This window comes from Halomonas sp. NPDC076908 (genome assembly GCF_050269715.1).
Classification (GTDB): domain Bacteria; phylum Pseudomonadota; class Gammaproteobacteria; order Pseudomonadales; family Halomonadaceae; genus Vreelandella.
Genome location: NZ_JBNNIW010000034.1, coordinates 14,894 through 38,951 on the forward strand (window position 1 = coordinate 14,894; position 24,058 = coordinate 38,951).

The 24,058-nt window shown below is 50.8% G+C and carries 22 protein-coding genes and 1 pseudogene; 12 read left to right on the top strand and 11 right to left on the bottom strand.

The window, feature by feature from the left end:
- Entirely contained in the window at positions 1-2,022 is a 2,022-nt protein-coding gene (locus tag ACQKE4_RS16595) for a hypothetical protein (RefSeq protein WP_208797129.1), read from the bottom strand.
- Positions 2,015-4,141, bottom strand: a complete 2,127-nt coding sequence (locus ACQKE4_RS16600; RefSeq protein ID WP_286902492.1) for a hypothetical protein — start codon at positions 4,139-4,141, stop codon at positions 2,015-2,017. The genes ACQKE4_RS16595 and ACQKE4_RS16600 overlap by 8 nt, the downstream gene beginning before the upstream one ends.
- Before the next feature lie 114 nt (positions 4,142-4,255).
- Here ACQKE4_RS16600 and ligA point away from each other — a divergent pair.
- Together ligA and ACQKE4_RS16610 are read left to right on the top strand one after the other, a co-directional pair.
- Positions 4,256-5,131: pseudogene (ligA, locus tag ACQKE4_RS16605) on the top strand (NAD-dependent DNA ligase LigA); the annotation flags it as partial.
- Positions 5,131-5,406 carry a YheU family protein gene (locus tag ACQKE4_RS16610; protein ID WP_427389418.1) on the top strand — a complete coding sequence of 92 codons (276 nt, stop codon included), beginning with the start codon at positions 5,131-5,133 and terminating at the stop codon, positions 5,404-5,406. The pseudogene ligA and the gene ACQKE4_RS16610, both read left to right, overlap by 1 nt.
- A 21-nt stretch (positions 5,407-5,427) precedes the next feature.
- On the opposite strand, the gene mnmC is transcribed toward ACQKE4_RS16610, so the two are convergent.
- Positions 5,428-7,458 carry a bifunctional tRNA (5-methylaminomethyl-2-thiouridine)(34)-methyltransferase MnmD/FAD-dependent 5-carboxymethylaminomethyl-2-thiouridine(34) oxidoreductase MnmC gene (gene mnmC / locus ACQKE4_RS16615; protein ID WP_427389419.1) on the bottom strand — a complete coding sequence of 677 codons (2,031 nt, stop codon included), beginning with the start codon at positions 7,456-7,458 and terminating at the stop codon, positions 5,428-5,430.
- 158 nt (positions 7,459-7,616) lie between these two features.
- Positions 7,617-7,916: a YciI family protein gene (locus ACQKE4_RS16620; RefSeq protein WP_427389420.1), complete on the bottom strand. Its 300-nt coding sequence runs from the start codon at positions 7,914-7,916 to the stop codon at positions 7,617-7,619.
- Positions 7,917-8,060: 144 nt separating this feature from the next.
- Between ACQKE4_RS16620 and ACQKE4_RS16625 the strand changes: the two genes are divergently transcribed.
- Both ACQKE4_RS16625 and ACQKE4_RS16630 read left to right on the top strand, forming a co-directional pair.
- A complete protein-coding gene (locus ACQKE4_RS16625) occupies positions 8,061-8,981 on the top strand; it encodes a PHP domain-containing protein (RefSeq protein ID WP_427389421.1) in 921 nt (306 codons plus the stop codon).
- 113 nt (positions 8,982-9,094) lie between these two features.
- Positions 9,095-9,718 (top strand): L-threonylcarbamoyladenylate synthase, encoded by a 624-nt coding sequence (locus ACQKE4_RS16630; protein WP_427389422.1) that lies wholly within the window; start codon positions 9,095-9,097, stop codon positions 9,716-9,718.
- A gap of 86 nt (positions 9,719-9,804) precedes the next feature.
- Here ACQKE4_RS16630 and ACQKE4_RS16635 read toward each other — a convergent pair whose 3' ends face one another.
- Both ACQKE4_RS16635 and ACQKE4_RS16640 read right to left on the bottom strand, forming a co-directional pair.
- Positions 9,805-10,692, bottom strand: coding sequence for an ion transporter (locus ACQKE4_RS16635; RefSeq protein ID WP_427389423.1), 888 nt, complete (start codon positions 10,690-10,692; stop codon positions 9,805-9,807).
- Positions 10,693-10,743: 51 nt separating this feature from the next.
- The gene (locus ACQKE4_RS16640; RefSeq protein ID WP_427389424.1) at positions 10,744-11,670 is read right to left on the bottom strand and encodes a CYTH domain-containing protein; all 927 of its coding nucleotides are present in this window, start codon (positions 11,668-11,670) and stop codon (positions 10,744-10,746) included.
- A 137-nt stretch (positions 11,671-11,807) separates the two neighbouring features.
- On the opposite strand from ACQKE4_RS16640, the gene ACQKE4_RS16645 reads away from it, so the two are divergent.
- The 3 genes from ACQKE4_RS16645 (at position 11,808) to argA (ending at position 15,249) form a co-directional block, all read left to right on the top strand.
- Positions 11,808-12,488, top strand: a complete 681-nt coding sequence (locus ACQKE4_RS16645; protein ID WP_427389425.1) for a TIGR00153 family protein — start codon at positions 11,808-11,810, stop codon at positions 12,486-12,488.
- 10 nt (positions 12,489-12,498) lie between these two features.
- Positions 12,499-13,764 carry an inorganic phosphate transporter gene (locus tag ACQKE4_RS16650; protein WP_427389426.1) on the top strand — a complete coding sequence of 422 codons (1,266 nt, stop codon included), beginning with the start codon at positions 12,499-12,501 and terminating at the stop codon, positions 13,762-13,764.
- Between the two features lie 171 nt (positions 13,765-13,935).
- On the top strand, positions 13,936-15,249 hold the full coding sequence (gene argA, locus ACQKE4_RS16655) for an amino-acid N-acetyltransferase (RefSeq protein ID WP_427389427.1): 1,314 nt from the start codon (positions 13,936-13,938) through the stop codon (positions 15,247-15,249).
- A 1-nt stretch (position 15,250) separates the two neighbouring features.
- On the opposite strand, the gene ACQKE4_RS16660 is transcribed toward argA, so the two are convergent.
- Complete coding sequence (locus tag ACQKE4_RS16660) at positions 15,251-15,829, bottom strand: carboxymuconolactone decarboxylase family protein (protein ID WP_427389428.1); 579 nt, start codon at positions 15,827-15,829, stop codon at positions 15,251-15,253.
- A gap of 56 nt (positions 15,830-15,885) precedes the next feature.
- Complete coding sequence (locus ACQKE4_RS16665) at positions 15,886-17,211, bottom strand: aspartate aminotransferase family protein (protein ID WP_427389429.1); 1,326 nt, start codon at positions 17,209-17,211, stop codon at positions 15,886-15,888.
- A gap of 159 nt (positions 17,212-17,370) precedes the next feature.
- Here ACQKE4_RS16665 and ACQKE4_RS16670 point away from each other — a divergent pair, with 159 nt between their 5' ends.
- The gene (locus tag ACQKE4_RS16670; protein ID WP_427389430.1) at positions 17,371-18,246 is read left to right on the top strand and encodes a MurR/RpiR family transcriptional regulator; all 876 of its coding nucleotides are present in this window, start codon (positions 17,371-17,373) and stop codon (positions 18,244-18,246) included.
- A 91-nt stretch (positions 18,247-18,337) separates the two neighbouring features.
- Here ACQKE4_RS16670 and ACQKE4_RS16675 read toward each other — a convergent pair whose 3' ends face one another.
- Positions 18,338-18,592, bottom strand: a complete 255-nt coding sequence (locus ACQKE4_RS16675; RefSeq protein WP_427389431.1) for a transcriptional regulator — start codon at positions 18,590-18,592, stop codon at positions 18,338-18,340.
- Positions 18,593-18,820: 228 nt separating this feature from the next.
- Positions 18,821-19,675: an SDR family oxidoreductase gene (locus ACQKE4_RS16680; RefSeq protein ID WP_427389432.1), complete on the bottom strand. Its 855-nt coding sequence runs from the start codon at positions 19,673-19,675 to the stop codon at positions 18,821-18,823.
- Positions 19,676-20,218: 543 nt separating this feature from the next.
- On the opposite strand from ACQKE4_RS16680, the gene ACQKE4_RS16685 reads away from it, so the two are divergent.
- The 4 genes from ACQKE4_RS16685 to ACQKE4_RS16700 all read left to right on the top strand — a co-directional run bounded on the left by ACQKE4_RS16685 (position 20,219) and on the right by ACQKE4_RS16700 (position 22,904).
- A complete protein-coding gene (locus tag ACQKE4_RS16685; protein WP_427389433.1) occupies positions 20,219-20,875 on the top strand; it encodes a hypothetical protein in 657 nt (218 codons plus the stop codon).
- A gap of 38 nt (positions 20,876-20,913) precedes the next feature.
- Positions 20,914-21,351 carry a phage holin family protein gene (locus ACQKE4_RS16690; RefSeq protein ID WP_427389434.1) on the top strand — a complete coding sequence of 146 codons (438 nt, stop codon included), beginning with the start codon at positions 20,914-20,916 and terminating at the stop codon, positions 21,349-21,351.
- Positions 21,348-22,406, top strand: coding sequence for a DUF3618 domain-containing protein (locus tag ACQKE4_RS16695; RefSeq protein ID WP_427389435.1), 1,059 nt, complete (start codon positions 21,348-21,350; stop codon positions 22,404-22,406). The genes ACQKE4_RS16690 and ACQKE4_RS16695 overlap by 4 nt, the downstream gene beginning before the upstream one ends.
- Before the next feature lie 354 nt (positions 22,407-22,760).
- Complete coding sequence (locus ACQKE4_RS16700) at positions 22,761-22,904, top strand: hypothetical protein (RefSeq protein WP_427389436.1); 144 nt, start codon at positions 22,761-22,763, stop codon at positions 22,902-22,904.
- Between the two features lie 75 nt (positions 22,905-22,979).
- Here ACQKE4_RS16700 and ACQKE4_RS16705 read toward each other — a convergent pair whose 3' ends face one another.
- Positions 22,980-23,948 (bottom strand): hypothetical protein, encoded by a 969-nt coding sequence (locus ACQKE4_RS16705; protein ID WP_427389437.1) that lies wholly within the window; start codon positions 23,946-23,948, stop codon positions 22,980-22,982.
- Positions 23,949-24,058: the final 110 nt, after the last annotated feature.

Consider the following 24,058-nt stretch of genomic DNA (forward strand, 5'->3'; position numbering starts at 1 on the left):
TTAAGATTCCTCTTTATCTGAGAAATAGAAAAAAACATCCTCACCATTTATTTTATGAAAACGTACTTGTTCGCCAGTATTTGCTATGTGATCATTGATCATACTGTGGACAAGAGGCTCCAAAACAGTGGAAATTTTTGATTCTTGCCTGGCTGATGAAACGATATTTTGTATGGTTTCATCACTGTAAATACATTTATGTAGTTGGGCGGCAGTACGTGCAATCGTTAATTTTGCCTCCTCAAGCCATTCATCTGTAGGCGATACTTCGGCATAATGGAATGTTTGATCTAGGTCTGCATGTCCCATAAACCAAGATAATTCATCTAAACCGTAAGAATCAGAGAAGTTAAAATAAAGCACTGCGAATAAACGACGAAACTGGTGTGTGGTTGGATACCAGCGTTTACCATCTATGAGTGGAGATTCACTCCAGTCTTGGAAAAAATCTATAGCATTGTAGATACTATCGAGTCCTAAAGGCGCTTTATAAAATTCTCCACCGGAATAAAGGTTAGCGTACATTGATCTCTCTGCTATTATCGCGCCAAATAAGTATGATTCAGAGTCTTGTGAGAAGAAGTTGCGACGTGATTCAAGTTCACAAATAAGTGCCGCAAAGTCTAGCCCATAATCATGAATTAAATTGGGAATGGGTCGATGCACTTCCTCTAAATCAAATCGTTCTGAAGTTTTTGGGATGCGAAGAACAAGGTCGAATAAACCATCGATTGGAGATTGTCGAAAACAGTCACGCTTAAGTGAGAGTAGGGAGGTTGAACGCCCGGCTGAAAAGCTCGCTAATAAAAGCCATATAGCCGCACAGTATAATGTTATGGCATTACATACTGATAAGCCTTTTTTATCGTTTGGCGAAACTGTTTCTTCTGTTTCTGTGAGCCACGATGTTATATTGAGAGAGGTAAGAGCGTCTGGAATACTGGTATGTTTAAACGTATACTCTTTAATTTCTTTAGAATATCTAGCTTGAATTGTAGATGGTGAGTGCCCTAGTTCTTTGATTTTATTTTGCTCTGTTTTATTAAGTTGTGAAACAAGTTCTAGTAACGGGGGGCCAAAATTCCGTGCAAAATGTAAAGCTGAAGAAATTGTATGAAGAGCAACATTAACAGGCATTAAGGGCGTTTTTTCTGGCTCCAGCATGTGCTTAAATATTGTTTTTCCCGAAGAAAATAACTTTATGGGGGAGTGCTGGAATTTGTATAGCTGAGCCGTCCGCGATACGTAGAGCGCTTCTAAATGAGAAATAATATTTGAGATTGTTTTTTCTTTAGGAGCTAGGTCTATATCTGAGTTAAAATCCTTCGTGTTTGCTTTTTGATACTTTCGAAATTGATTTTTTTGTGCTTGAAAGTTATCGAAACGAGAATCTAAGAGGAGAATCAACTTGTGTTTCAGACTCATGAATTCTCTTAAAGTCATCTGAAATTCATGAGAAAGTTCATTCCAATCAATTTCTGATTTTGCTCTCCAGCGGTGCATTATAATTTCTAATGCAGCATCTAAATGTTGTCTAGAAACCTTGTATGACAGTAGGTAGTGTTTAAGGTCGTTGAATGTTAATTGGTCTAGATTCCTTACTGGTGGCTTATTGGTTCTATGTCGTAGCTCATTCGCATGAAATATGACATATGTTGTCGTAATTAATATGTCTCTCATGCGAAGAGGTCGGCTGATCTTTCCGATTAGGTGTAAGTACAAAAGGCTATGGCGGATATCGATTAGTAAAGGTGACCATAGAGGATCCGTTAAATATTCTCCATATGACACGGATCGTTTGAATTCCAGTTTATCTACACTCTGGGGATCCTCTCCTGGTATTGTAGCGGGAAATGCTGTCTTCGCCAGTATCCATACTTCATCGTCTACAGAATTATTTAACATCCATCTGGGCTTTGGGTAGTTCTTATCCTCTATTATATTGACCGCCTCAATATAATCGACCAGCTCTCTTTTTGGACTAAAATTGAAATTTTTCATATTATTTAACATATTATCCATTCTGCACGGCTAAATGCGCTTTACGCAAAAGCTGTTTCATGGTGATAGGACCTTCTGAGATTTTGGTAAGTACATTTTTGCAGTATTCCCGCAAGGTCTCTTCGGAGCCTTCTAAGGCATATTTAATTGCGAGAGCGATGTTTTTTTCGGATACACAAAAATATATGTTGGAGGGTTTACTTACTGTTTGTGGGTGAAAAGCGATTCTCTCGAAGAGATTACCGCCCATATCTGGATTTTTAAAAGCTTGTTTGACTTGATTTTCAAAAGTTTCGCTGTCAAGCAAAAGTGACTGAGCTGGTGCAGCATCACTAGATACTGCCATATATAATAAAATATTTTGGAAAGCTCGGATTTTGACTCTATAAACTAACTCTGAAAGGTATGGGGGTATATACCGTGCAAGTGTTGTTTTTACGTGATTACCAAGATAGGTTGCGGACTTTAATGCGTTTCCATTCGAATCAAGATAAATTAAAATTGCTTTCGACGTGCGAATTTTTTTCAACGAAGCTTCATTAAAAACTGTTTTTTCTTTTGCAAGCTTTTGTCTTATGTTATTAAAACAGTTCTGGAAAGTTTCTGGTGTTGGGGATGTTGCTCCCCACTTGGTTAGGCATAACCAAAGCTCAGATTGTTTGGTTATACCTCGAGTTCGTGATGTCATTTCTAGTGCCATCTTCAAACACGTTGCTGCATCAATATCATTAGGATCTATTTCAGTCAGTGGAAATGTGCTGCCAGCAGCATGTCTGGTTCGAGCATTTCTGGCGCGAGGCTTTAAGGCCTTGAGTCGTACACTCCCTTCATCTGTTACTTGAACAAATTCATGGCCGTGGCTATCACTATAGATTTTAACTTTGTAGAGTGAGTAGGGATTAATCCCGAGTTCTTCTACAATGATGATTTGCATGGCAGACGCAACTTTAGGTAGTAGTCCCAAATAACCTAAAAGCTCATGACGACAACGAAATCCATAAATACTAAATGTTTGAACGTTCTGCACCACGGAATCAAAATAATGATCAAGTGCTGCAACTTGATTTTCAAAACTCAGTGGGTTTGTATTATAAAATGGATTAAGATATTTCTTACCTTTTGTATTGTTTTTTACCAGCATTTTGGGGTGGTTAATAAACTCCTTAACCTGGCTTTTTTCAACTATTTCTTTCTTTGATTGGAAGGCGTGATAAGCGTCGTAAACTATATTTTTTGCTTCTGATACGATTATATTTAAATTGTTAGATAAATCTTTTTTTAAATCAGATATAAATGTGCTGGAGTCAATAAACTTTTCTTTTTGATGTTCGTCATACACTTTAATATTTGATATTAAAGGGTTGTTAGAACGCACTTTCTGCGTTCGTGTGCATCGACGCAAGTTGTTCGGGAGAACAATATTATTGGGTAGCAATTGGTGCTCGATGAGTACCAAAAACGAATTTTTTACATTCTGAAAACGACCATATGCGCTACTTCGCTGATAATTATTTAACAAATCATCTCGAAATATAGAGAGTTCGTTGTTAATAATTTTTGGATTTTCATGCCAGTTAGTGGATGTTGCGTGAAGCTGCGGTAGAATTTCAACCAGCGGGCCGCGATGATGCTTGCTATTTTTTTTCGAGTTGACATGTTCTTTAAGTCTTTTAGCAATATTTGGAGTGCAACATTTTAAAAGTATAGCGTCAAAGATTTGGTCGGCACTTAGCTTTGCTTTTAGCTTGTTGAGCGTTTTATCGGGAATTTTTTCTTCTTTGTACTTTTGGTGATCCATGTTTGTTTGAGGCTTAGATGGAAGTTCGCCATCTTCTTTAATAAAGCCATAACCTATAAGTTTGTTAGTTATAATTAAGATGTATGCATAATTTTTTGCGGCGGTTGTCAGAGTGTGTTGTTGGCAGTAATACGAACGAATAAATTCGAGGTTTCGTACCAGAGAAAATGAATTATTGTTTCCAGTCTTGGATTCGATGAGCAAGCCGATGCATGTACAAAGAGCATGCATAGTGGCCTCGCGGTTCGACTTGGCTAGGCTATTCGCATATCCAGTGATGAAATTAAGAGTTTCGCTATCAATGAAGGTAGATAGATATTCAATTTTGTCGTTGTAAGTCAATGCTCAATACCTATTTGAAAGTATCAAGTAGAGATCGTGCACTATTGTTATCGTATAAACAATTGATAAAATGAGAAATTATTCATATGATGTAATTGTAGAGAGTGACACTTTGAGGTGATTCCCCAGGTGGTTAGCGTTCATATTGAGCAGCGGCCTGCTGATGCAAAAGCGATTGTGTTCCCCACGCAATGCCCCGTATGTGACTCGGAGATTGAGCGCATTGAAGGCGAAGCGGTGGCGCGCTGCTCCGGCGGCTTGTACTGCGCGGCACAGCGTAAGGAAGCGCTAAAGCATTTCGCTAGCCGTAAAGCTCTGGATATTGACGGCCTGGGTGAAAAACTGATTGTTCAGTTGGTCGATTTGGACTGGGTGAAAAGCCCCGCTGGGCTGTTTCACTTAACCATTGAGCAGTTGCAGAGCCTACCGCGTATGGGCGAGAAGTCCGCCACCAACTTGGTCAATGCGCTCGAAGTCGCTAAGTCGACCACTTTGGCACGCTTTATCTATGCGTTAGGCATTCGTGAAGTAGGCGAGGCAACAGCGGCGAACCTTGCCAATCACTTTGGTACCCTAGACGCTATTCAAGCCGCTGAGTTGGAAGCATTGGAAGCGGTCAACGATGTCGGCCCGATTGTGGCCACCCATGTGCATACTTTCTTTCGCCAACCCCACAACCAGGAAACCATTGCCGCGCTGATTGCAGCCGGTATTAGCTGGCAAGAGGCGGAAGTTACCCAGGGCCCAACACCGCTGGAAGGGCAGACCTGGGTGCTCACCGGTTCAATGGAGAGTATGACCCGGGATGAAGGCAAGGCGCGTTTACAGGCGCTGGGTGCCAAGGTAGCGGGCAGTGTCTCAAAGAAAACCAGCTGTTTGGTCGCTGGCGAAGCGGCGGGCAGCAAACTGACAAAAGCCGAGCAGATGGGGGTGGAAGTGATCGATGAAGCCACCTTTATTGAGCGTTTGGCAGAGTGGGAGCAGCGTTAATGAGTCGATTTATTGAAGTACCCGCCAGAATGCTGCCACCGGACACCCTCAATGCCCTACTAGAGGCGTTTGTGACCCGCCAGGGCTACGACACCACCGATACCACGGGCGAGGGCATGCACGGCTGGGTCGCCGAGCTGAAAAAGCAGTTAGAGCGCAACGAGCTGATCATCGCCCATGACCTTGAGCTGGAGATGACTGAAGTCATGTCCCTGGCCCAGTGGCGTTCATTTGGACGCGATATCGCCGACGATGAGGAAGAGGGCGATATTTAGTTTTGGCAGCTCAGAGCGTTGTTACGCGTTCTCACCGCGAATAATTGCGCTGATAATGCGCCGCCCTGGGTGGAGGTGATCCACCAGCGGTGCTTCCAGTGGCATTGGCTCATTGCATATGCGTGAGGCGATCACCTCAGCGCAGAGCGGGGCGCTGGCTAACCCTCGCGCGCCGTGGGCGGTGGATATCCACAGGCCTGGGTAATGCTCGCCGGGCGTATCCGCTATGCGGGTGGCATCTTTGCTGAGCAGTGCATAATCTTCTCGCCATAACTCTGCTACCGGCACAGGTCCTGCGTAAGGCGTTTTGTCGGGGCTCGCTGCACGCACGGCTGTGCGGCCCTGAAGCTGGTCGGGGGTTAGCATCATACCCGCCAGTTTCAATTCTTCTACCAGCGCAGGCAATGTTTGGCTTAGCTCATTAATATTGCCCTGATGGTCGTCAGCCGTCACATCGGTAGTCGCGTTATTGGGTACAAAACTGGCACCAAAGGTCAGCACACCATCCAATGCAGGCGCCACATAGCCACCGGCACACACCACCCGCTTTGGCCCCATGACACCCTCGGGTAGCGCTATTTCGCTAATCTGACCGCGTACTGACTGCAGCGGAAGCTCACATGTTTGGGCAAAGCGATTCGCTAGATGGGCGCTGGCAATCACAACATGATCGGTATCAAGTGTGCTGCCATCGGCTAAAGTAAGCTGCCAACCGTTCTCTCGCTGGCGCAGAGAGCTAACGTATCCCTGCTGTAGGGTGATGCCGGGCTGCTGGAGTAAATGTTCACAGAGCGCCTTGGGCCGTACCCAGCCCGCCTGTGAATAAAAAAGGCCATGGGACGCATCAATACTGATGTCTGCGGTCTCGGTTAGCGCAGGGTTTTCAAGCGCGGTAACCACCTCTGTGGGCAGCGGGTGCTGCTGCATAAAGTGCTGCTGACGGCGCGCTTCTTTGTCACTACTTGCCAACTGCACTACGCCGCAGGGCTGCCATAAGGCTTGGTTAGCGTGTTGCTGTGCCAGCCAGCGCTGGCTATACAGTAGCCCAGCGAGATAGGCCCGGCTCTGGTGATTGGTCTCAGCGGCCAGCTTTACGTAGAGCGCCCCCTGACGATTACCGGAACCACCCGCGCCAGGTGCGTGGCGTTCCACGACGGTTATCTTCAGGCCTCGCCGGGCTAATGCCGCCGCGACGGTGCTTCCCGCAAGCCCAGCGCCTACGATTGCGACATGCATAGCACCGTCCATCGCAGTATGTTTATTCAGCGCTACAGGCGGCGTAAACCACGGCGTTGATTGTCTGCGTTGATCATCAGGTGGCGTGTCGATACTACCCGCGAGCATTTCACGCTTGCGGCCATAGCCCGGTACTTTTTTCCAGTTAAAACCGGCTGCTTTCAGGCCGCGCTTAACAATGCCCGCACAGGTAAAGGTAGCAAAGGTTGCCCCAGGCCTTGAGCGGGCGGCCATGGCGTTAAACAGCTGGGGTTGCCACATGTCGGGGTTTTTGGAGGGCGCAAAGCCATCTAAAAACCAAGCATCTACTTGGCCGTCCAGCTGTTCCAGACGCTCCGTGGTATCGCCGAAATGAAGATCAAGGGTGACGCGTTCGGTTAAGTGCAGCCGATGAATGCCGCTAACAGCAGCAGGCCATTGGGTGCATAGCACCTGTGAATAATCCGACAGCGAAGGCCAAGCGCTTAATGCCTGCTCAAGTGCTTCGCGATCAAGAGGAAATTTTTCTGTGGATATCAGGTGTAGCCGCGCACCGGGTGACGCATGCTGTTCAAAGCAGGCCCAGGCACAGAGTACATTTAGCCCCGTACCAAAGCCGGTTTCGCCAATCACAAAAGGCCGTGATGCTTCCCAGGCGGCAAAGCGTTCAGGGAGATGATTCGCGCCAAGAAACACATGTTCGGTTTCAGCGCGCCCATCACCCCGTGTGAAATAGACGTCACCAAACGCTTCCGAGTGAGGGGCTCCCTCGTTCCAGGTCAGTATTGGCGTGGTTAATGCCGCAAGCGGAGGCAAAGCGTTGGGACGTTGGGTCACGCAGGTATCCGTCTTAATGAACAGGTGGTTAAAAAATGATCAATTTGTTAACAGTGGCGCTATCTCTAGCTTAGCGCAAAGCGTCCGCCGGGTTTGCACAGAGTTTTCCACAGGCTCTGTGAAAAAGCCGACGGACCCTCCATATTCATCTATTACGGTCAAGGCAAAACTTTTTTAAATGGCTTAACAATTACCTTGGCATAGACCCCAGCAATCATGTATGGGTCGGCATCTGCCCAGGCCTTGGCGTCTTCCAAACTATCGAATTCCGCTACCACTAAACTGCCTGAAAAGCCTGCATCACCAGGGTTTTCAGCATCAATGGCAGGGTGAGGGCCCGCTAGTACGATACGGCCTTCGTCACGCAGCGCTTCCAGACGCGCTAAATGGTCAGGCCGGGCCGCTAGGCGGCGCTCTAGGCTATTGGGCACATCTTCACTAATAATGGCATACAGCATTTGAGGTTAACTCCTTGAAAAGGCGGGGGTGCAGCGCTAGCGGCAATTGACCGGACTGACATAAGCGCGCACCATATCTTACGCACTGCGAGCGGTTTATTCACAGCTCAACGGTGCATTCTGACAAACTGACCACACGGCGTCATGCATATGCCTCGACTTCCCTACACATTTGATGCCGATCAGCGCTATCCGGTTGATCTGCACATGCACTCAACGGCTTCGGACGGCGCACTCACCCCTACCGAGCTTGTAACGCTGTGTGCTGAGCGCGGGCTAACGCATATGTCGCTGACCGACCACGATACCATGGACGGCATTGATGAAGCGGGGCTTGCTGCTGCGCAAACGGGTGTGTGTCTTGTCCCAGGCTGTGAGTTATCCACACGCTGGCAGGGTGTGAATATTCATGTGGTTGCACTGATGCCTGGTGGTTTGCAGGGGCCAATGGTAGACGGTTTGATTCAGCAGCGTGCCGCGCGTATTCAGCGGGCGGAAGTGATTGCCGAGCGGCTGGAAAAAATAGGCTTGAGCAATGCACTGGAAAAAGCCCGAGTTCAGGCAGGTAGTGACCGACCATTGGGCCGCCCAGATTTTGCCCGTGCGCTAGTAGAGGAAGGCTTAGTACCGGATTGGGCCAGCGCGTTTAAGCGTTATTTGGGCAGTGGCAAGAAGGGGGATGTCAAAGCTCACTGGCCTGAAATCAGCGAAGTCGTCGGTTGGATTGTCGACTCAGGCGGCGTGGCGGTAATTGCGCATCCGCTGCGCCACGGTTTAACCCGGCGCAAGCGCGGCCTATTGATGGATACTTTTAAGGCGGCGGGTGGTCAAGGGGTTGAGGTAGTGAGCGGCCAGCAGAACCCAGACAGTACCCGCGACCTGGCGCGCCAATTAGTAGAGCGTGAGTTGTACGCCTCTATGGGCAGTGACTTTCATTTCCCCGGTAGCCATGCGGCCCCCGGTAGTATGAGTATGATACCGCGCACGGCGGCGCCACCCATTTGGCAGCACCCGCGCTTGGTACACCTTCGCGATGCACCGGCTGGTATGCTTGCGGCTGGGTGACTCGCTAAGCATTTACACTATTCTCTATAAATACGAGTCACTGTAAGTGCGTGAGAGATGATTGCGCTCGACAGCAGCGCGGTACAAATAGAGCCTATGGACAGGAGCAACTGATGAGCCAATATTTTCAGATTCATCCGGAGAACCCGCAAAAACGGCTGATCGATCAGGCGATTGAGATCATCCGTAAAGGGGGCGTGGTCGCCTACCCCACAGACTCGGGTTATGCGCTTGGCTGCCACCTGGGTGAGAAGAAAGCCATCGAGAAAATCAAATGGCTACGTTCTTTGGATGATAAGCACAACTTCACACTGGTGTGTTCTGATCTTTCCGAGATCGGTACTTACGCCAAGGTGGATAACGGCGTGTTTCGGCTGCTAAAGGCCCACACGCCTGGGCCTTACACCTTTATTCTGGATGCCACTTCAGAAGTGCCACGGCTGTTATTGCATCCTAAGCGCCGTTCCATTGGCGTTCGCGTGCCAGATCATCGCATTACACACGCGTTGCTGGCGGCATTAGGCGGGCCACTAATGAGCGTAACGCTGATCCCGGTGGGCGATGATCATCCAATGAACGACCCGGAAGAGATCCGCGAGCGTTTCGGTGCGCATCTTGATGCGATTATCGATGGTGGTGCCTGCCACCTAGACCCCACCAGCGTTATCGACCTGCGCGAACTGCCGCCTAGAATCATCCGTGAAGGGCGCGGTGATATTGCTCCTTTCCAGGCTTAGCGTTTGAGGAGGGCTGTCATACTGGCAGCCTAAAGGGTCGCGAGCTGAAGCTACCTCCCACGAGTGCCAAGATCTGACTGGCAGGCTTAGTTGTCCTCGGGGGCGCTTTTGTCTTCCTCTTTCTTGCGTGGGTCTTCGCTATCTTCGTCTAACCAAGTGCCGCAGCGTAGGCAGTAGCGGGCGCGCTTTTCGTGGCGTTCGTGCCCGCATCCTGGGCAGGCCTCTTCGGAGTAGCGCTCTTCACGAATGGAGCGAATCACCTGGGCGGAGAAAACCCCGGTGGGCACCGCAATAATCGAGTAACCGAGCAGCATTAGGAGGACGGTAATCGATTTGCCCAGGGCGGTGGCGGGCACAATATCGCCATAACCTACCGTGGTCATGCTAACGATGGCCCAATACATCGACATTGGAATACTGGTGAAGCCCGCCTCGGGTGATTCAATGTTGTACATCAAAGCCGCAAACAGCGTCACCACCATAAATACGCCGCTGAAAAACAGCAAAATCTGCCTCATGCTACGCTTCAGCGCATCTAGCAATAGGCGCGCTTCCCCGACAAACTCCATCAAACGCAAAATGCGGAAAATACGCAGCACACGCAGCAAGCGCACTATTACTAACCCATGGGCGCCGGGCACAAATAGCACCAACCATGGTGGCAAAACTGCTATTAAATCGACGATGCCATAAAAGCTTTTTAGGTAGAGGGTAGGGCGTTCTAAACAGTAAATGCGTAAGATCAGTTCAATGCTGAACAGCACCGTAAAGCTCCACTCAAGGTAATAAAATACCTCGCCGTAGCGCTCTGCATAAACCTCAACACTCCCCAATAAAATGACCGCGACACTCAATAGAATAAGCGCAATCAAGGCGATATCAAATGCTTTTGCCCCCGGTGTATCTGACTCGAAAATGATATGAAACAGCCGAGTGCGCAGGCCTTCCGCGCCAGGAGTTAAGTGAAAATTCATTAAATCGTCCTGAAGTGGGACTAAAGCAGTCCTATAAAATGCGCTAAACCGCTAGCGTAGCGCGGTTTGGTACGCGAAGCGATGTGCAAGTGCTAAGGCCGACTTACCGTAAGCGATGCTTGGTTGGCCGTTGGCATTCAGCGCGCCCGGTAAGATAGCGGCGAGCGCTCTATCGGTGACATCGAGTGCTGGGTGACCGGCAAGGGTGGCTAACGCCTGCTGGGCAAGGATGAGAAACACTGCTTGCTGGCTATCATGGTAGGCATCCAGTGCAAGGGTGGCGCGGTGAAGCCACTCCGCTGGCGTTTGTGCGTCGGGTAAGGGCCAGTGTTGGGCGCTTAAGGCATTGCCACGCGCCGCTTTGCTGCTATCTGAAGGGCGCAAAGGAACCTGTTCAGCCAGCATAAGCGCCAAGGCCCAAAGGGCTTCCGGGTCGCCGCCCTTTAACTCAAGTTCTATTTCTCGAATTGGCGTTCGGTAGCCAGCACTACTAATCTCACCTTCATCCAGCACCAATTCGATATGGCTCTCCTGGCCCTGATCCTGATCAGTGTCGCTATACGAGGAGACTTCTTCCTTCAACTGCCAACTGCGGCGCGTGAAATCGGTGCTGAGTTGAGGGGTAAGGGTATCCAGTACGCCGCTAAGCTCGCTTTGAAAAGGAGGCAGTGCTGCTAATGCAGTGAGATCTAACTGGGCGTCAGGAACTTGCCATTCCCACTCCTGTCGTTGGGAGAGGCCGCCGCTACCGTGGCCTGCGGTTTTGACGGTTTGTAGTACGAGGCCATCTACTTGGCGTAGGCGTAAGGCAATGCGTGCCTTGGCCAAATCACCTTCAGGCGTATCAAAGTAGCTATTGACCAAGGTTTGTTGCTGAAAGATTTTTTTACTGAGCAATGGGTGCTGCGCAACAGCGTCAGGCCCAGCGGGGGCAAGGGCTAGCTTGATTTCTACTTCAATGGGAGTTGGAGATTTCATGGCGCTAGCCACCTCACTATCATGACATTTAGATGAATATTTGATGACATTTATGAACTTTTCATGACGGCGGCGAGCGCACTCATTATACTGGCGCCGCCATTTCCAGGCTTCCCGAAAACAGGCTTAAAGGCTCTATGGTTACCTCCAACCCTTTTTCCTCGATGTTTGGCCGCTCGCCATTCCAGCCGTTGCTGGCCCACATCGTCAAGGCCAATGAATGCGCCGACCAGTTATTGCCGTTCTTTGAGGCATCGCTTGTTGGTGATTGGGACCGCGCTGCTGAACTGCGTGAAAACGTCACTCGCCTAGAGCATGACGCAGACACGTTGAAAACAGAGCTACGGTTAAACCTACCTAACACCATGTTTCTGCCTGTCTCGCGTTCTGATCTGCTCGACCTGATCAGCGTGCAGGACAAAATTGCCAATAAGGTTCGTGACATTACCGGCATTATGCTGGGGCGTAAAATGCGCGTGCCTGACGAGCTGGCGGAACCCATGCGCGCTTATATTATCACCAGTGTTGCCTGTGTGGCCCAAGCGCGCCAAGCATTGGAAGAGCTTAAAGAGCTATTGGAATCGGGTTTTGGGCGCAATGTTTCCGATGTGATGCAGAACATGATCCGCGAGTTACACACGCTTGAGCATGAGGCCGATGGCCAGCAGGTGTCGATTCGCCGCCAACTGTTTGCGCTCGAGAGCCAACTGCCACCTGTCGATGTGATCTTTCTCTACAAGATTATTGAATGGGTTGGTGAACTATCCGATCGCGCTGAGCGCGTGGGTAGCCGTCTGCAGATCCTGACAGCCCGCTAAGGGGAGCTTCATGCTGATTATTGCCCAACACGGTGAAATCTTCATTATCCTGGCCTGTTTGTTTGGCTTCTTTATGGCTTGGGGCGTCGGTGCCAATGACGTTGCCAATGCGATGGGAACCTCGGTGGGGTCGAAAGCGATCACCATCAAACAAGCTATTATTATCGCGGTAATTTTTGAGTTCCTCGGCGCTTGGCTGGCCGGTGGTGAGGTTACTGCAACGATACGTGGCGGGATGCTTGATCCCGTCTTGCTGGAAGCGAATCCAGAGCTGTTAGTCTACGGCATGCTGTCAGCGCTATTAGCCGCCGCTATTTGGCTGATGGTGGCGTCGGCGCGGGGTTGGCCGGTGTCTACCACTCACTCTATCGTCGGTGCCATCGTCGGTTTTGGTGCGGTTGGATTAGGTGTGGAAGCCGTTGCTTGGAGCCGTGTCGGCACGATTGCTTCTAGCTGGATTATTTCACCACTGCTCGCCGGTACCATCGGTTTTGTACTGTTTAAATCGGTGCATCACCTGATTTTTGAAAACAAAGACCCCTTTGCCGCCGCCAAGCGCTATGTGCCGGGGTATATCTTCCTGGTGGGCTTTATTGTCTCGATGGTGACGCTGACCAAAGGGCTTACCCACGTAGGCTTGGATCTTAGCTTTGGACAAAGCTTCTTGCTGTCGATTTTGCTGGGCGTGGTGATTATGGGATTGGGCGTTGTGATGCAACGCCGGATTAAATATGTGCAGAGCGCTAACGACCACTTTGGCTACGCTAATGTTGAACGTGTATTCGGCGTACTAATGATCTTCACCGCCTGTGCCATGGCGTTTGCCCACGGCTCTAACGATGTAGCCAACGCAGTCGGCCCGCTAGCCGCCGTCATTAGCGTTGTGCGCAGCGAAGGCGTGGTTGATAGCGCCGCGTTAGTGCCTTGGTGGGTGCTGGTGCTGGGCGGCGGCGGCATCGTCGTTGGTCTTGTCACTTACGGTCATAAAGTCATCGCCACTGTGGGTACCGGCATTACTGAACTCACTCCTAGCCGCGGTTTTGCTGCCACCTTGGCAGCGGCGACCACCGTGGTATTGGCCTCGGGCACTGGTCTGCCGATTTCCACGACGCATACGCTAGTCGGCGCGATATTAGGCGTCGGTTTAGCACGCGGTATGGCCGCGCTGAACTTGCGCGTGATCGGCACCATTGTGATGTCCTGGTTAATTACGCTGCCTGCGGGTGCTGGCCTAGCCATCCTGTTCTTCTTTATGTTTAAAGGCATGTTTGGTTAACAAAACAATAAGCAGTACGCCAAGGCTCGAAAGCATTTAGCGATATCTCAGTAGTAAAAATGTCAGCGGCATCTTCATTAGAAGGTGCCGCTGTTTTTCGTGCTCTGTTAAAGTAGCTAGGCTAGCTGTGCTAAACGTCTGTTTCTTTCATCTGCTGCCGGAGAGCGGCCCTTGGATACGCGCTTCCCCTTTGTTGATTGGTTTCGTAACGCTTCCCCCTACATTAATGCGCACCGGGGGCGAACCTTTGTCATCTTAATTGAAGGCGAAGCGATGGCGTCTGGCCGAGGGGAGCAGCTTATTCAGGATTTGGCGCTGCTGAATACCCTGGGCGTTCGCCTGGTAGTGGTGTTTGGCATTCGCCCACAGGTGCATGAAGCGCTCACCGCCGCAGGCGTTGAACCAACCCGTATTGATGGCCGCTGGGTAGCGGATCGCGCGGTGATGGCGCATGTTGAACAGGTCGCCGCCCACCAGCGGCTATGGTTAGAAGCGCGCCTTTCCCTGGGCCTACCCAGCACACCGCTGCATGGGGTAGAGCTCAGCGTTATTTCTGGCAACTTGGTGACCGCCAAGCCGCTAGGTGTGCGCGAAGGAGTGGATTTCGACCACAGCGGTGAAGTGCGTCGTGTGCGGGCCAGCGCCATCGAAGGCCTGCTGGAGAAAGGTTCATTGGTGCTGTTGCCGCCGCTGGGCTTCTCAAGCACCGGCGAAGTGTTTGACCTGGACGCCTCGGAGGTGGCCCAGCACGCTGCCGTGGCGCTAAAAGCCGATAAGCTGATTTTGCTGGGGGAATCCGAAGGGCTAGAAGATGAGAACGGCGCGCTGCTGCGCCAGCTCTCCCCGGCGGAAGCCGAGCCTCGCCTAAGTGCCGCGGTGCCAGGCAGTGAGCTTGCCCGTCACTTACAGGCCGCTTGTACCGCTGCCCGTGAGGGTGTTGCTCGCACGCACCTGCTCTCCTGGCGCAACCACGATGCCTTGCTGGGTGAGCTGTTCACCCGTGACGGCGTGGGCACCATGATTACCCAGCACCGCTACGAACAGCTGCGCCCGGCTACCTTAAACGATGTAGCGGGCCTGCTGGAGCTGTTAGAGCCGTTAGAGCGTCGGGGTATGCTGGTGGCGCGCTCCCGTGAGCGGCTAGAGCACGAAATTGATGACTACATGGTGATCGAGCGCGACGGGATGGTGATCGGCTGCGCTGCGCTGCATGTCTTTACCGATACCAGCATTGCCGAACTGGCCTGCGTAGCCGTTCACGACAGCTACCGCGGCGGCGAGCGCGGCGAGCGCTTGGTAGAAGCCATGGAGCGCCGCGCCCGCCAGCGGGGGTTAAACGAAATGTTTGTGTTGACGACCCACACCGCCCACTGGTTTGTAGAGCACGGCTTTCGCGCCGCCAGCCTGGAAGACCTGCCCACGCTTAGGCGTGAAACCTACAACCACGCCCGCAAATCGAAGGTGCTGGTCAAGCAACTTACGTAACTTATGAGGAGGCGCCCGGCGCTATTGAAAACAGCCCCGGCCTTTCTTGCGCTTCTTGTTGAATATTGTCATCTACCGGTGTGTCGTAGGTTTTGAGCAGATAGCCCAGTACCGAATAGAAACCCACCATGGCGATCAGGTCGATCACGGCCTTGCGGCCGATCGCCTCAGCAAGTTCGGCTTCCTGCTCCTTGGCCAGCATGCGCTCGTCAAATAATGCATCCACCGCATTAACGATAAGGCCATCCACGCCTTCTGGGTTACCGCGAATGTCATTGATCCGCTGTTCGGAGAACCCCAGGGCGAGTGCTCGGCTAACATGGTGGGCCCACTCGTAGTCCGCGCCCATGCGCAGGCCTGCGCGTAAAATCACCACTTCTGTCAGCTCCGGTCCTAGCGCATTCTCCTTCACAACGTGTTGGCGCAAGGGCGCCCACGCGCTAAGCAGGGCTGGGTGATGGGCCATGGTGCGATAGACGTTCAGCGCACCAGCAAAGCCATCTCGTAAATCTGCGATCTCTTCAGGCCAGTCAGCGTCGGTAATAGGCGGGCAGGGTGAAGGTGATATGGGAGTTGTCATGACGTAGCTCCAGTCAGAATATTATTTAGATTGTTATGTAGATAGTTATTGCCTTATTACTCTGCGATGGCGGCGTCGATGGCCTCAGCAATACGCTCAATCATCATATCTACTTCATCCGGCGCAATGATATAGGGCGGTGCCAGCAAAATATGGTCACCATGAATACCATCAATGGTGCCGCCCATCGGGTAGCTGATCAGGCCGCGCGCCATGGCCTGGCGTTTGATCTTGGCGTAAAGCTTGCGGGCCGGGTCGAAAGGCGTTTTGCTTTCCCTGTCTGCCACCAGCTCGATACCGCGAAACAAGCCCCTACCGCGAATATCGCCCACATGGGGGGAGGCGCCGAGAACTGACTCAAGGCCGCTCTGTAGTCTCGCGCCCATGGAATTAACGTTCGCCAGCGTCTCCGGCCGTGCAATGATCTCAACCACTTTGTTGGCGGCCGCGGCGGCGACAGGATGACCAAGGTAGGTATGGCCATGCTGAAACAGCCCAGACCCATTGGCAAAACTGGCGTAGAGTTTGGCCGACAGCATGACCGCACCGATGGGCTGATAGCCGCCACCCAACCCCTTGGCGATGGTGACGATATCCGGTGTGACCCCATCTTGCTCGCAGGCGAAGACAGTGCCGGTTCTGCCCATGCCGCACATCACTTCGTCCAGAATCAGCAGTACGCCGTACTTATCGCAAATGGCCCGCACGCGTTTGAAATAATCCGCTTCAGAGGCGACCGCCCCTAAGGTGGCACCAACGACGGGTTCGGCAACAAAGGCCATGACCTCGTCAGGGCCAAGTTGCAGGATCTTTGCCTCAAGCTCCTCGGCAAGCCGTGAGGCGTAGGCCTCCGGCGTCTCATCGGCGGCTTTGTCGCGATAGGCATAGCAGGGCGATACATGGTGAGTTTCTGGCAGAATGGGCTGAAACTGCTGGCGCCGCATGGCGTTGCCGCCGGTTGCTAACGCACCGATAGTGTTGCCGTGGTAACTCTGACGTCTGGCGATGATATGCCGCCGTTGGGGTTCGTTAATTTCGACGAAGTACTGCCGCGCCATTTTCAGCGCTGCTTCCACAGCCTCCGACCCACCCGATACCAGATAAACGTAATCCAGTCCTTCTGGTGCTAAATTCACCAGCTTCTCGGCAAGCTCCTCGGCAGCGTCGGTGGTGAAAAAAGCGGTGTGGGCGTAACAGAGATGATCAATCTGCGAACGCATCGCCGCCAATACTTCCGGGTGGGCGTGGCCGACGCTAGTGACTGCAGCACCTCCCGACCCATCCAAATAGCGACGCCCAGCGGTATCAGTGATGTAGACGCCCTGCGCCGACGCTGCATGGGGCAATGCCCCGCCGATACCACGGTGAAGAATACGCGTCATGGCTCCTGTCCCTCATTATTAAGCGGTGGGCAATTCATATGGCAATGAGATTGGCACACCCATAGATATATTTACAACAAATAAATCATTTTAATGTAAAGTGAAACAAGTGAATCATTTTTTACCAAGCCAACTGACTATTTAACAGAGCAACCGACGATGCCGCTGAAAGAGCAGATAATTGCCCAGTACGACGCTATGTCCCCACAGTTGCAGCAGGCGGCGCGCTATGTGCTGGAGCATCCAGAGGAAGTGGCGCTGATCTCAATGCGAGAGGTGGCGCGCCTAGCGGGTGTGCAACCCGCCACCATGACCCGGCTGGCAAAGTCCTTGGGTTTGCCAGGCTACGACGAACTTCGCGCGCAGCATGCTGAGGCACTGAGGCGGGGAGGTAATGGTTTTGCGGCTAAGGTACGTCAGCGGGTAGAGGAAGGTAGTGACGCGCTGGGAAGTGATATTGCCTCGCATATGCTTCAAGGGCTGAGTGCCCAGCTTGCCAAACTCAGCGAGCCCGATTCGCTCAAACGGCTGGAAGCTACCGCCAATCGGTTGAGGTCAGCAAGAAAGGTTTACGTGCTAGGGCTGCGCTCCTGTCATGCGGTTGCCTGGCATTTCCATTACGTGATGACCCTCTTGGGTGACCGCTCGGTTCACCTGGATGGGCCAGGAGGAACCGGTGGAGACGCACTTATTCGCGCGACACCGGAAGACGTTATGCTGGTTATTTCCATCAAACCGTATGCCACAGGGACACTGGAACTTGCCCAGTTGGCAAAAGAGCAGGGGGTGGGCATTGTTTCTATTACCGATAGCGAAGTATCGCCGCTGGTAGCACTTTCAGAGCAGACTATTTTTTGCCCCACGGAAAGTGACAGCTTCTTCCATACGCTAACCCCAGCGTTAGCTGTCTCTGAAGTGCTGTGCAGCTTATTGGCGGAGTTTGATCGGCCTAAGACGCTAGAAGCTTTGCAGCAAGCGGATACACATCTCTTAAATCTCAATACCTATTCGACCACTACTCCTAAACGGCAGTGAGAGGAGGGATCACTTGATCCTATTGAACTGGGTAGATCATTACTTAAGCCGATCAGCGTTTTGTCATTCATGAAACAAGTCAAGCGCTTCGCTATGGGCGACCATGGTGACTCCCTTTGCGCTGTATAATCACTTCCAACCCCATTAGATCCAAAACATCGAGTACTTTTTGTAGCTGTAGCGTTGGCTTGCCGCGCTCAAGATCGACAATAAAGCGGTTGCCTGTGCCCGCAAGCCCGGCAATATCACTTTGCAGCAATGATTGATCACGCCGGATTTGTTGAACTAGCTTGCCCAGCTCTTCACTGCTGCGAATACGTTTTGAATTCTCTATTTGGGAGGTCATAGCGACTGTCCGATAAAATTACCGTACGGTAATGATAGACCATATTAATGATCAAAACGCTATGATTATTCCCGATCGGTAATTTTCAATGATTGAAGAGGATTTTTGAAAGTCAATATTCCCGAGCGGGAATATTTTGGCGGTGTCGTGATTTTATGCCAATGTTCTAATTAAAAAGGCGACCCAAGGCCGCCCGATTAAAGTGCGCTGTATCCCAACAACATATGCTTAAGTATTTAAGATAACGCCGCCATTTAAGTGCAACGTTTGGCCGCTCATATAGGAGGATTCTTCGCAGGCCAAGTAGACATAGGCAGGGCCCATTTCACTAGGCTGGCCTGCGCGCTTCATGGGTACCTGTCCACCAAAGGAGGCGACTTTCTCTTCCTCAAAGCTTGCTGGAATCAGCGGTGTCCACACTGGCCCTGGTGCCACGGCATTCACGCGAATACCGCGATCCATCAACGACATCGCCAGCGAGCGCACCAAGCCTTGAATAGCACCCTTGGTGGCGGTGTAATCAATTAGCGTATCGTTACCTTTAAAGGCATTGATTGATGAGGTGGCGATAATAGTGTCGCCCTTGCTGAGATGCGGCAGAGCCGATTTGGTGAGGTAAAAGTGGCTGAAGATATTGGTTTGGAACGTGCGCAGCAACTGATCATCAGGAATCTCGGTAATGTCATCCCAATCGTACTGCTCAGCGGCATTATTGATCACAATATTGATCTTACCGAAGTGCTCTAAGCTGCGTTTAACAATCTCGCGGCAGAACGCGGGTTCAGCGACATCACCTTTAAGTACTAAGCAGCGGCGTCCTTCAGCTTCTACCAGCCGCTTGGTATCTTCGGCATCTTTATCTTCTTTCAAGTGCACAATCACACTGTCCGCCCCTTCGCGGGCATAGTGAACCGCTACGGCGCGGCCAATACCGCTGTCACCACCGGTAATAATCGCCACTTTGTCGAGCAGTTTGTCAGCGCCGCGATAGCTCTCGCGAATGTATTCGGGTTCAGGGCGCATGGCGTGCTCATCGCCAGGCTGCTTATCTTGATGCTGTGGGGGTTGCTGTTGATCACTCATGTGCGGTCACTCCATTGTTGGCACAGAACAGTTGGCACAGAACAGTTGGCACAGAACTATAGACAAAGAACTATGGGCACAAAAACGTGCCTACCCATCCTCGGGTTTTCGTCAGCCTTTAACGTAGACCAAAGGTGTAGGAATAAGCAAACTCGGAGTGGGCTAATTAACCCTTTATTTAATTTAATAATATTAAAAAGCAGAGCATGAGTTGATTTTTAGTTTGTATTTAATGTTTTATTTTTAACAATTAACTTATGTTATTAATATTTGTTAACTAGCCAATGATTTTGTTAATTGCTGATAAACATAAATTGACAATGGATGGCTGCCCGCTATGTTTTATAAATGATCTGCTTGGTAAAGATATGCCAGTAAGATTTTGGACAGAATAGATGGCTCGTAAAAGATAATTTTATTTAAATATATAGAATTATCTCTTTAAAATTAATTTATTTAAATTTTACTGAGTAGATTTGACGTTACGATGATTTTGTTTCACCACGGATGCTGACAAGTGAGACGACAAGGAGGAAGTGACAGATGATCGACCAAGGAAATCAGGCGAATACAGGCCCAGGCACCCCACGCCCAGGCACTCAATCCGATACATTGTCTTCAGAAAAGCTCAAGCAACAAGGGCGTGAATCAGCTCATGAAGTAGGCGAGGTGGTTCAACAGCAAGCTGAGGATTATTACACGCAGCAACGCGATAACGCTGCTGAACAGACCCAAAAGTTAACCGGCGTTCTGCAAAAAATGGCGGACGAATTTGATCAACAGCAGCAGCCATTTTTCTCTAAACAAGCGAGAAAATTTGCAGATACTACCGAGCGCTTTTCCCATAACCTGCGTAATAAAGACTTACGCAGCGTATGCAGTGAAGCCCAGAGCTTTAGTCGCCGTGAGCCGGCACTGTTTGTGGGTGGATTAATCGCGGCAGGATTTTTAGCCTCGCGGTTTTTACGTAGTTCTAGCCATCATACCCATTCTGCTGACGCTACCACTGAAGGGCGTCATCTAGATCCATCGCCTAACTATACGGCGGGAAGCCCGATGCAGGGTTCTACGCCCCCCGCGCCGCCAGCTGGTTCTGTTCCCAAGCCCACTACGCCTGGAACCCTGTCTAATACCCTTTCAGATGGCCCTTCCCATGGGCGTGGCGGCTTCAATGAGCAAGGAAATAGCGAACGTTTTTAACCGTGTAGGCACTCTTTTGAGAGTAGTGGAGGCGCAGAATGGATTCAGATAATAAAACCACCTCACAAGGTTCCTCGGTGGGGTCACTGTTATCTACGGTGATGCAGGAGCTTAGCTCGTTAGTTCGCAATGAAGCAGCGCTTGCCAAGACAGAAATGTCAGAAAAAACCCACCAGGCAATGGCAGCAATAGCCGCCATCGCGATTGCCGGGGCAGTACTTTTCGGTGGCTTTCTGGCGCTGCTAGCGGCGGCAATTTTTCTGCTCAATGAAGTGCTACCCCCCGATACCACGCCATGGCTATCGGCGGTCATTGTCGGCGGGGTAGTGACGTTAATTGGCTTCATTATGTTGACGGCAGGGCTTAAGAAAATTCAGGCCCAAAATATGATGCCCACTCGCACCATAAACAGCTTACAAACCGATAAAGCGTTTGCGAAGAAGCATCAACACAACGTCAAGGAGGAGTTGAAATGACGGATCATGATAAACACCGCAACTCAGAAGAGATTGAAAGGGATATCAATCAATCACGCGAGCGCCTCGATTCTACTCTGCATAAAATCGAAGAGCGGTTTTCTCCTCAACAGCTATTGAATACCTCCTACGAGTATCTACGTCATGGGGGTGCCAACGAATTCGTGTCCAATTTAGGCACGACCATCAAGCAGAATCCGCTGCCCTTTCTGCTCACCAGCGCTGGTATCGGCTGGTTGATGCTGGCCCAGCGTAATCCGAACGATGCACGACACCAACAGCGCTATGCTTCTGCGATTGACCAGCGTTTTTACTCAGGTGAGCAGCATGCATCCCACACGAGCGGCACTGCGCACGCTTATGGCACACCCGCAAGCATGGCGGGTGAAACCGAGCACCATGCCAACAGCGAAAGCCGGGTTAGCGAAATGGCCCGTAAGGTTAAAGGCTCAACGCATCATTTGAGTGAAAAGGCCCACCACATGGGGGATAGCATGCGAGAGACTACTTCTCATCTCCAGCATGGCGCACACGATAGCTTGCACAGCATGGGGCATCGCGCCCGCCAAACAGAAAAGCAGGCATCTGATTTTATTCAGGAACACCCGCTGGTGGTCGGTGCGCTAGGGTTTGCACTGGGCGCTGCTTTAGGCGGCATCTTCCCGGCGACCAAGAAAGAGGATGAATATTTCGGCGAGTATCGCGACCGTGCCCTACATAAAGCCGCTCAAACGGGGCATGAGCAGATGGATAAGGCGCAGCATAACCTTCACGAAAAAGTTGAAGCCTATAAAGCTTCTCACCAGGGCGATGCTTCTCATGACGAGGCTGCTCATAGATCTCACGATGTTCATCAAGATAATGAGGCTAGTGTGAACGCCCCTCAGGATAAGGCGAGTGACGTAAAAGATACGCCTGCACCTGCTGACAAAATCATTCCTGAGCAGCGAGACAGCCCTGGTTTAGCTAGCCCTGAGCGACATAGCTCAGGTTTGGCAAACTCGAATACACCATCTGGCAATACCCAGGGCGCGGGGACAAATCGAACGCCTTAATCAACAAACAGTGGTCACCTGAAGGCGGCCACTGTTTTATAGGCATATTAAAACCAACAGAGATGAAGCTGATAGTGCCCGTTCATCATAGGCATTGTTATTACTAATGGAGCTTGTTTTTAATGGGTTATTTTATATAAGGTTGTGATCTTGCTATGTTTTTAAGAATTTATCGCGCTTTTGGATATGTTTTTAGATGGATTGAAAATAGCATTAGAAGGACTACAGTTAAGGCAGCTTAAAGCGATAGGTGCTCGCTTTCTATTAAGCTCATTACGCTATTCAGGGAGTCTCGATGGCTTTATAGGCCAAGGGATTTAAGAAGTTAACACCACTGACAGTAAGGAAAAAGCGATGAACCAGCCCAATGAGAAAGATAAAAAAGCCCCTAAAAATCGTGACGATCATCACGACGATGCCAACCCGATGCCGGATACCCATCACGTTAATAAAGGCTCCGACAGCAAAAAATCGGACGAGCAGAAAAAAGGCCATTAACGGCGACATTTGGCACGATTAAATGTGCTGTAAAACACCAAGGCGCTACTGATAAAAGTAGCGCCTTATTTATGGCTACACCTCAATATTGATTGATGATGACAATACTGACACCGCGATTGATGTTGAAGGCAGTAACTGCCCTAAGGAGGAGTAGAGGGCATCAGAGGTTGATGCCGCAATAGCGCGATCGGCCTTCGCCATGTCCTCTTCCGCTTTCTTCAGCTCACGGCGGGCTTCTTTGTCTTCTTCTCTCAGCCGAATTTTGAGTTCGTTAACGGCTTCGCGCAGCGCTTTCTGGGCGTCAGTCAGGACGCCGCGTAGTGCATGTTCACTAGCGCTGGCGCCGCTGGATTTCGAGCGGTTGTCTTCATTCTGAATGAGATTGGGGAGGCTAGGTAATAAGCCGAGCTCGCTGGATTCTTCGCCTTCAGGCTCGTCCGCTGCTTTTTCGGCCTCTTGCTCCGCCTTTTCCTCAGAGCTCTTTTCTACTTCTTCCTCTGCTGTTTGCGCATTGGCTTCAGCTTGCTGCGCGTCACTCGACACCGTTGCTTCAGCGCTCTCATCACCACCCGATTGGGCTGCGGCTGAATCGGCCCCGCTGGCTTGGGCTACTGTCGTTGAGGCTGCTGTTGGAACCACGGATGGGATAGCAGTCATGCCAGCACCACCACCTTGATTGTTCAATAGCTTAGCCGCACCGGCAAGCTCTCGGGCGATGCTCTTGAGTTCCTTGGCCAGGTTTTTAAGCTGTTCAGGAGAGGCGAAGGCCATCATGGCTTTCAGCATTTCAATCCGCTGGCGCAGGAAGCCCACTTTATCGGTGGCCTGCTGCTGGGCGGCTTCCTTTGGCGTTGGTAGCGACGCCAATTTCTCCAGCGCTTCCTGCTGCTTTTTAAGGCGCTTTGTGAACGGGTCGTCTTCAGCCTTTGCTGTGGCTGGTTCGTTCTTTAGTGAGTCGACGCGGGTCGACGTTATAAACTGTGGCTTATCTTGGCGCTGGTGAATCAGTGTAAATAACGAAAATCCTATCTTCATGGCCATGACCTCTTCTCATTGTCCTGAATCCGTGAAGCCGGCGCCGACACTTTCCCTATCACCGCCAGCGAGCACTTTTTGATCATTCGCCCCGTGCAAGTTGGCTTTCGCAAGCC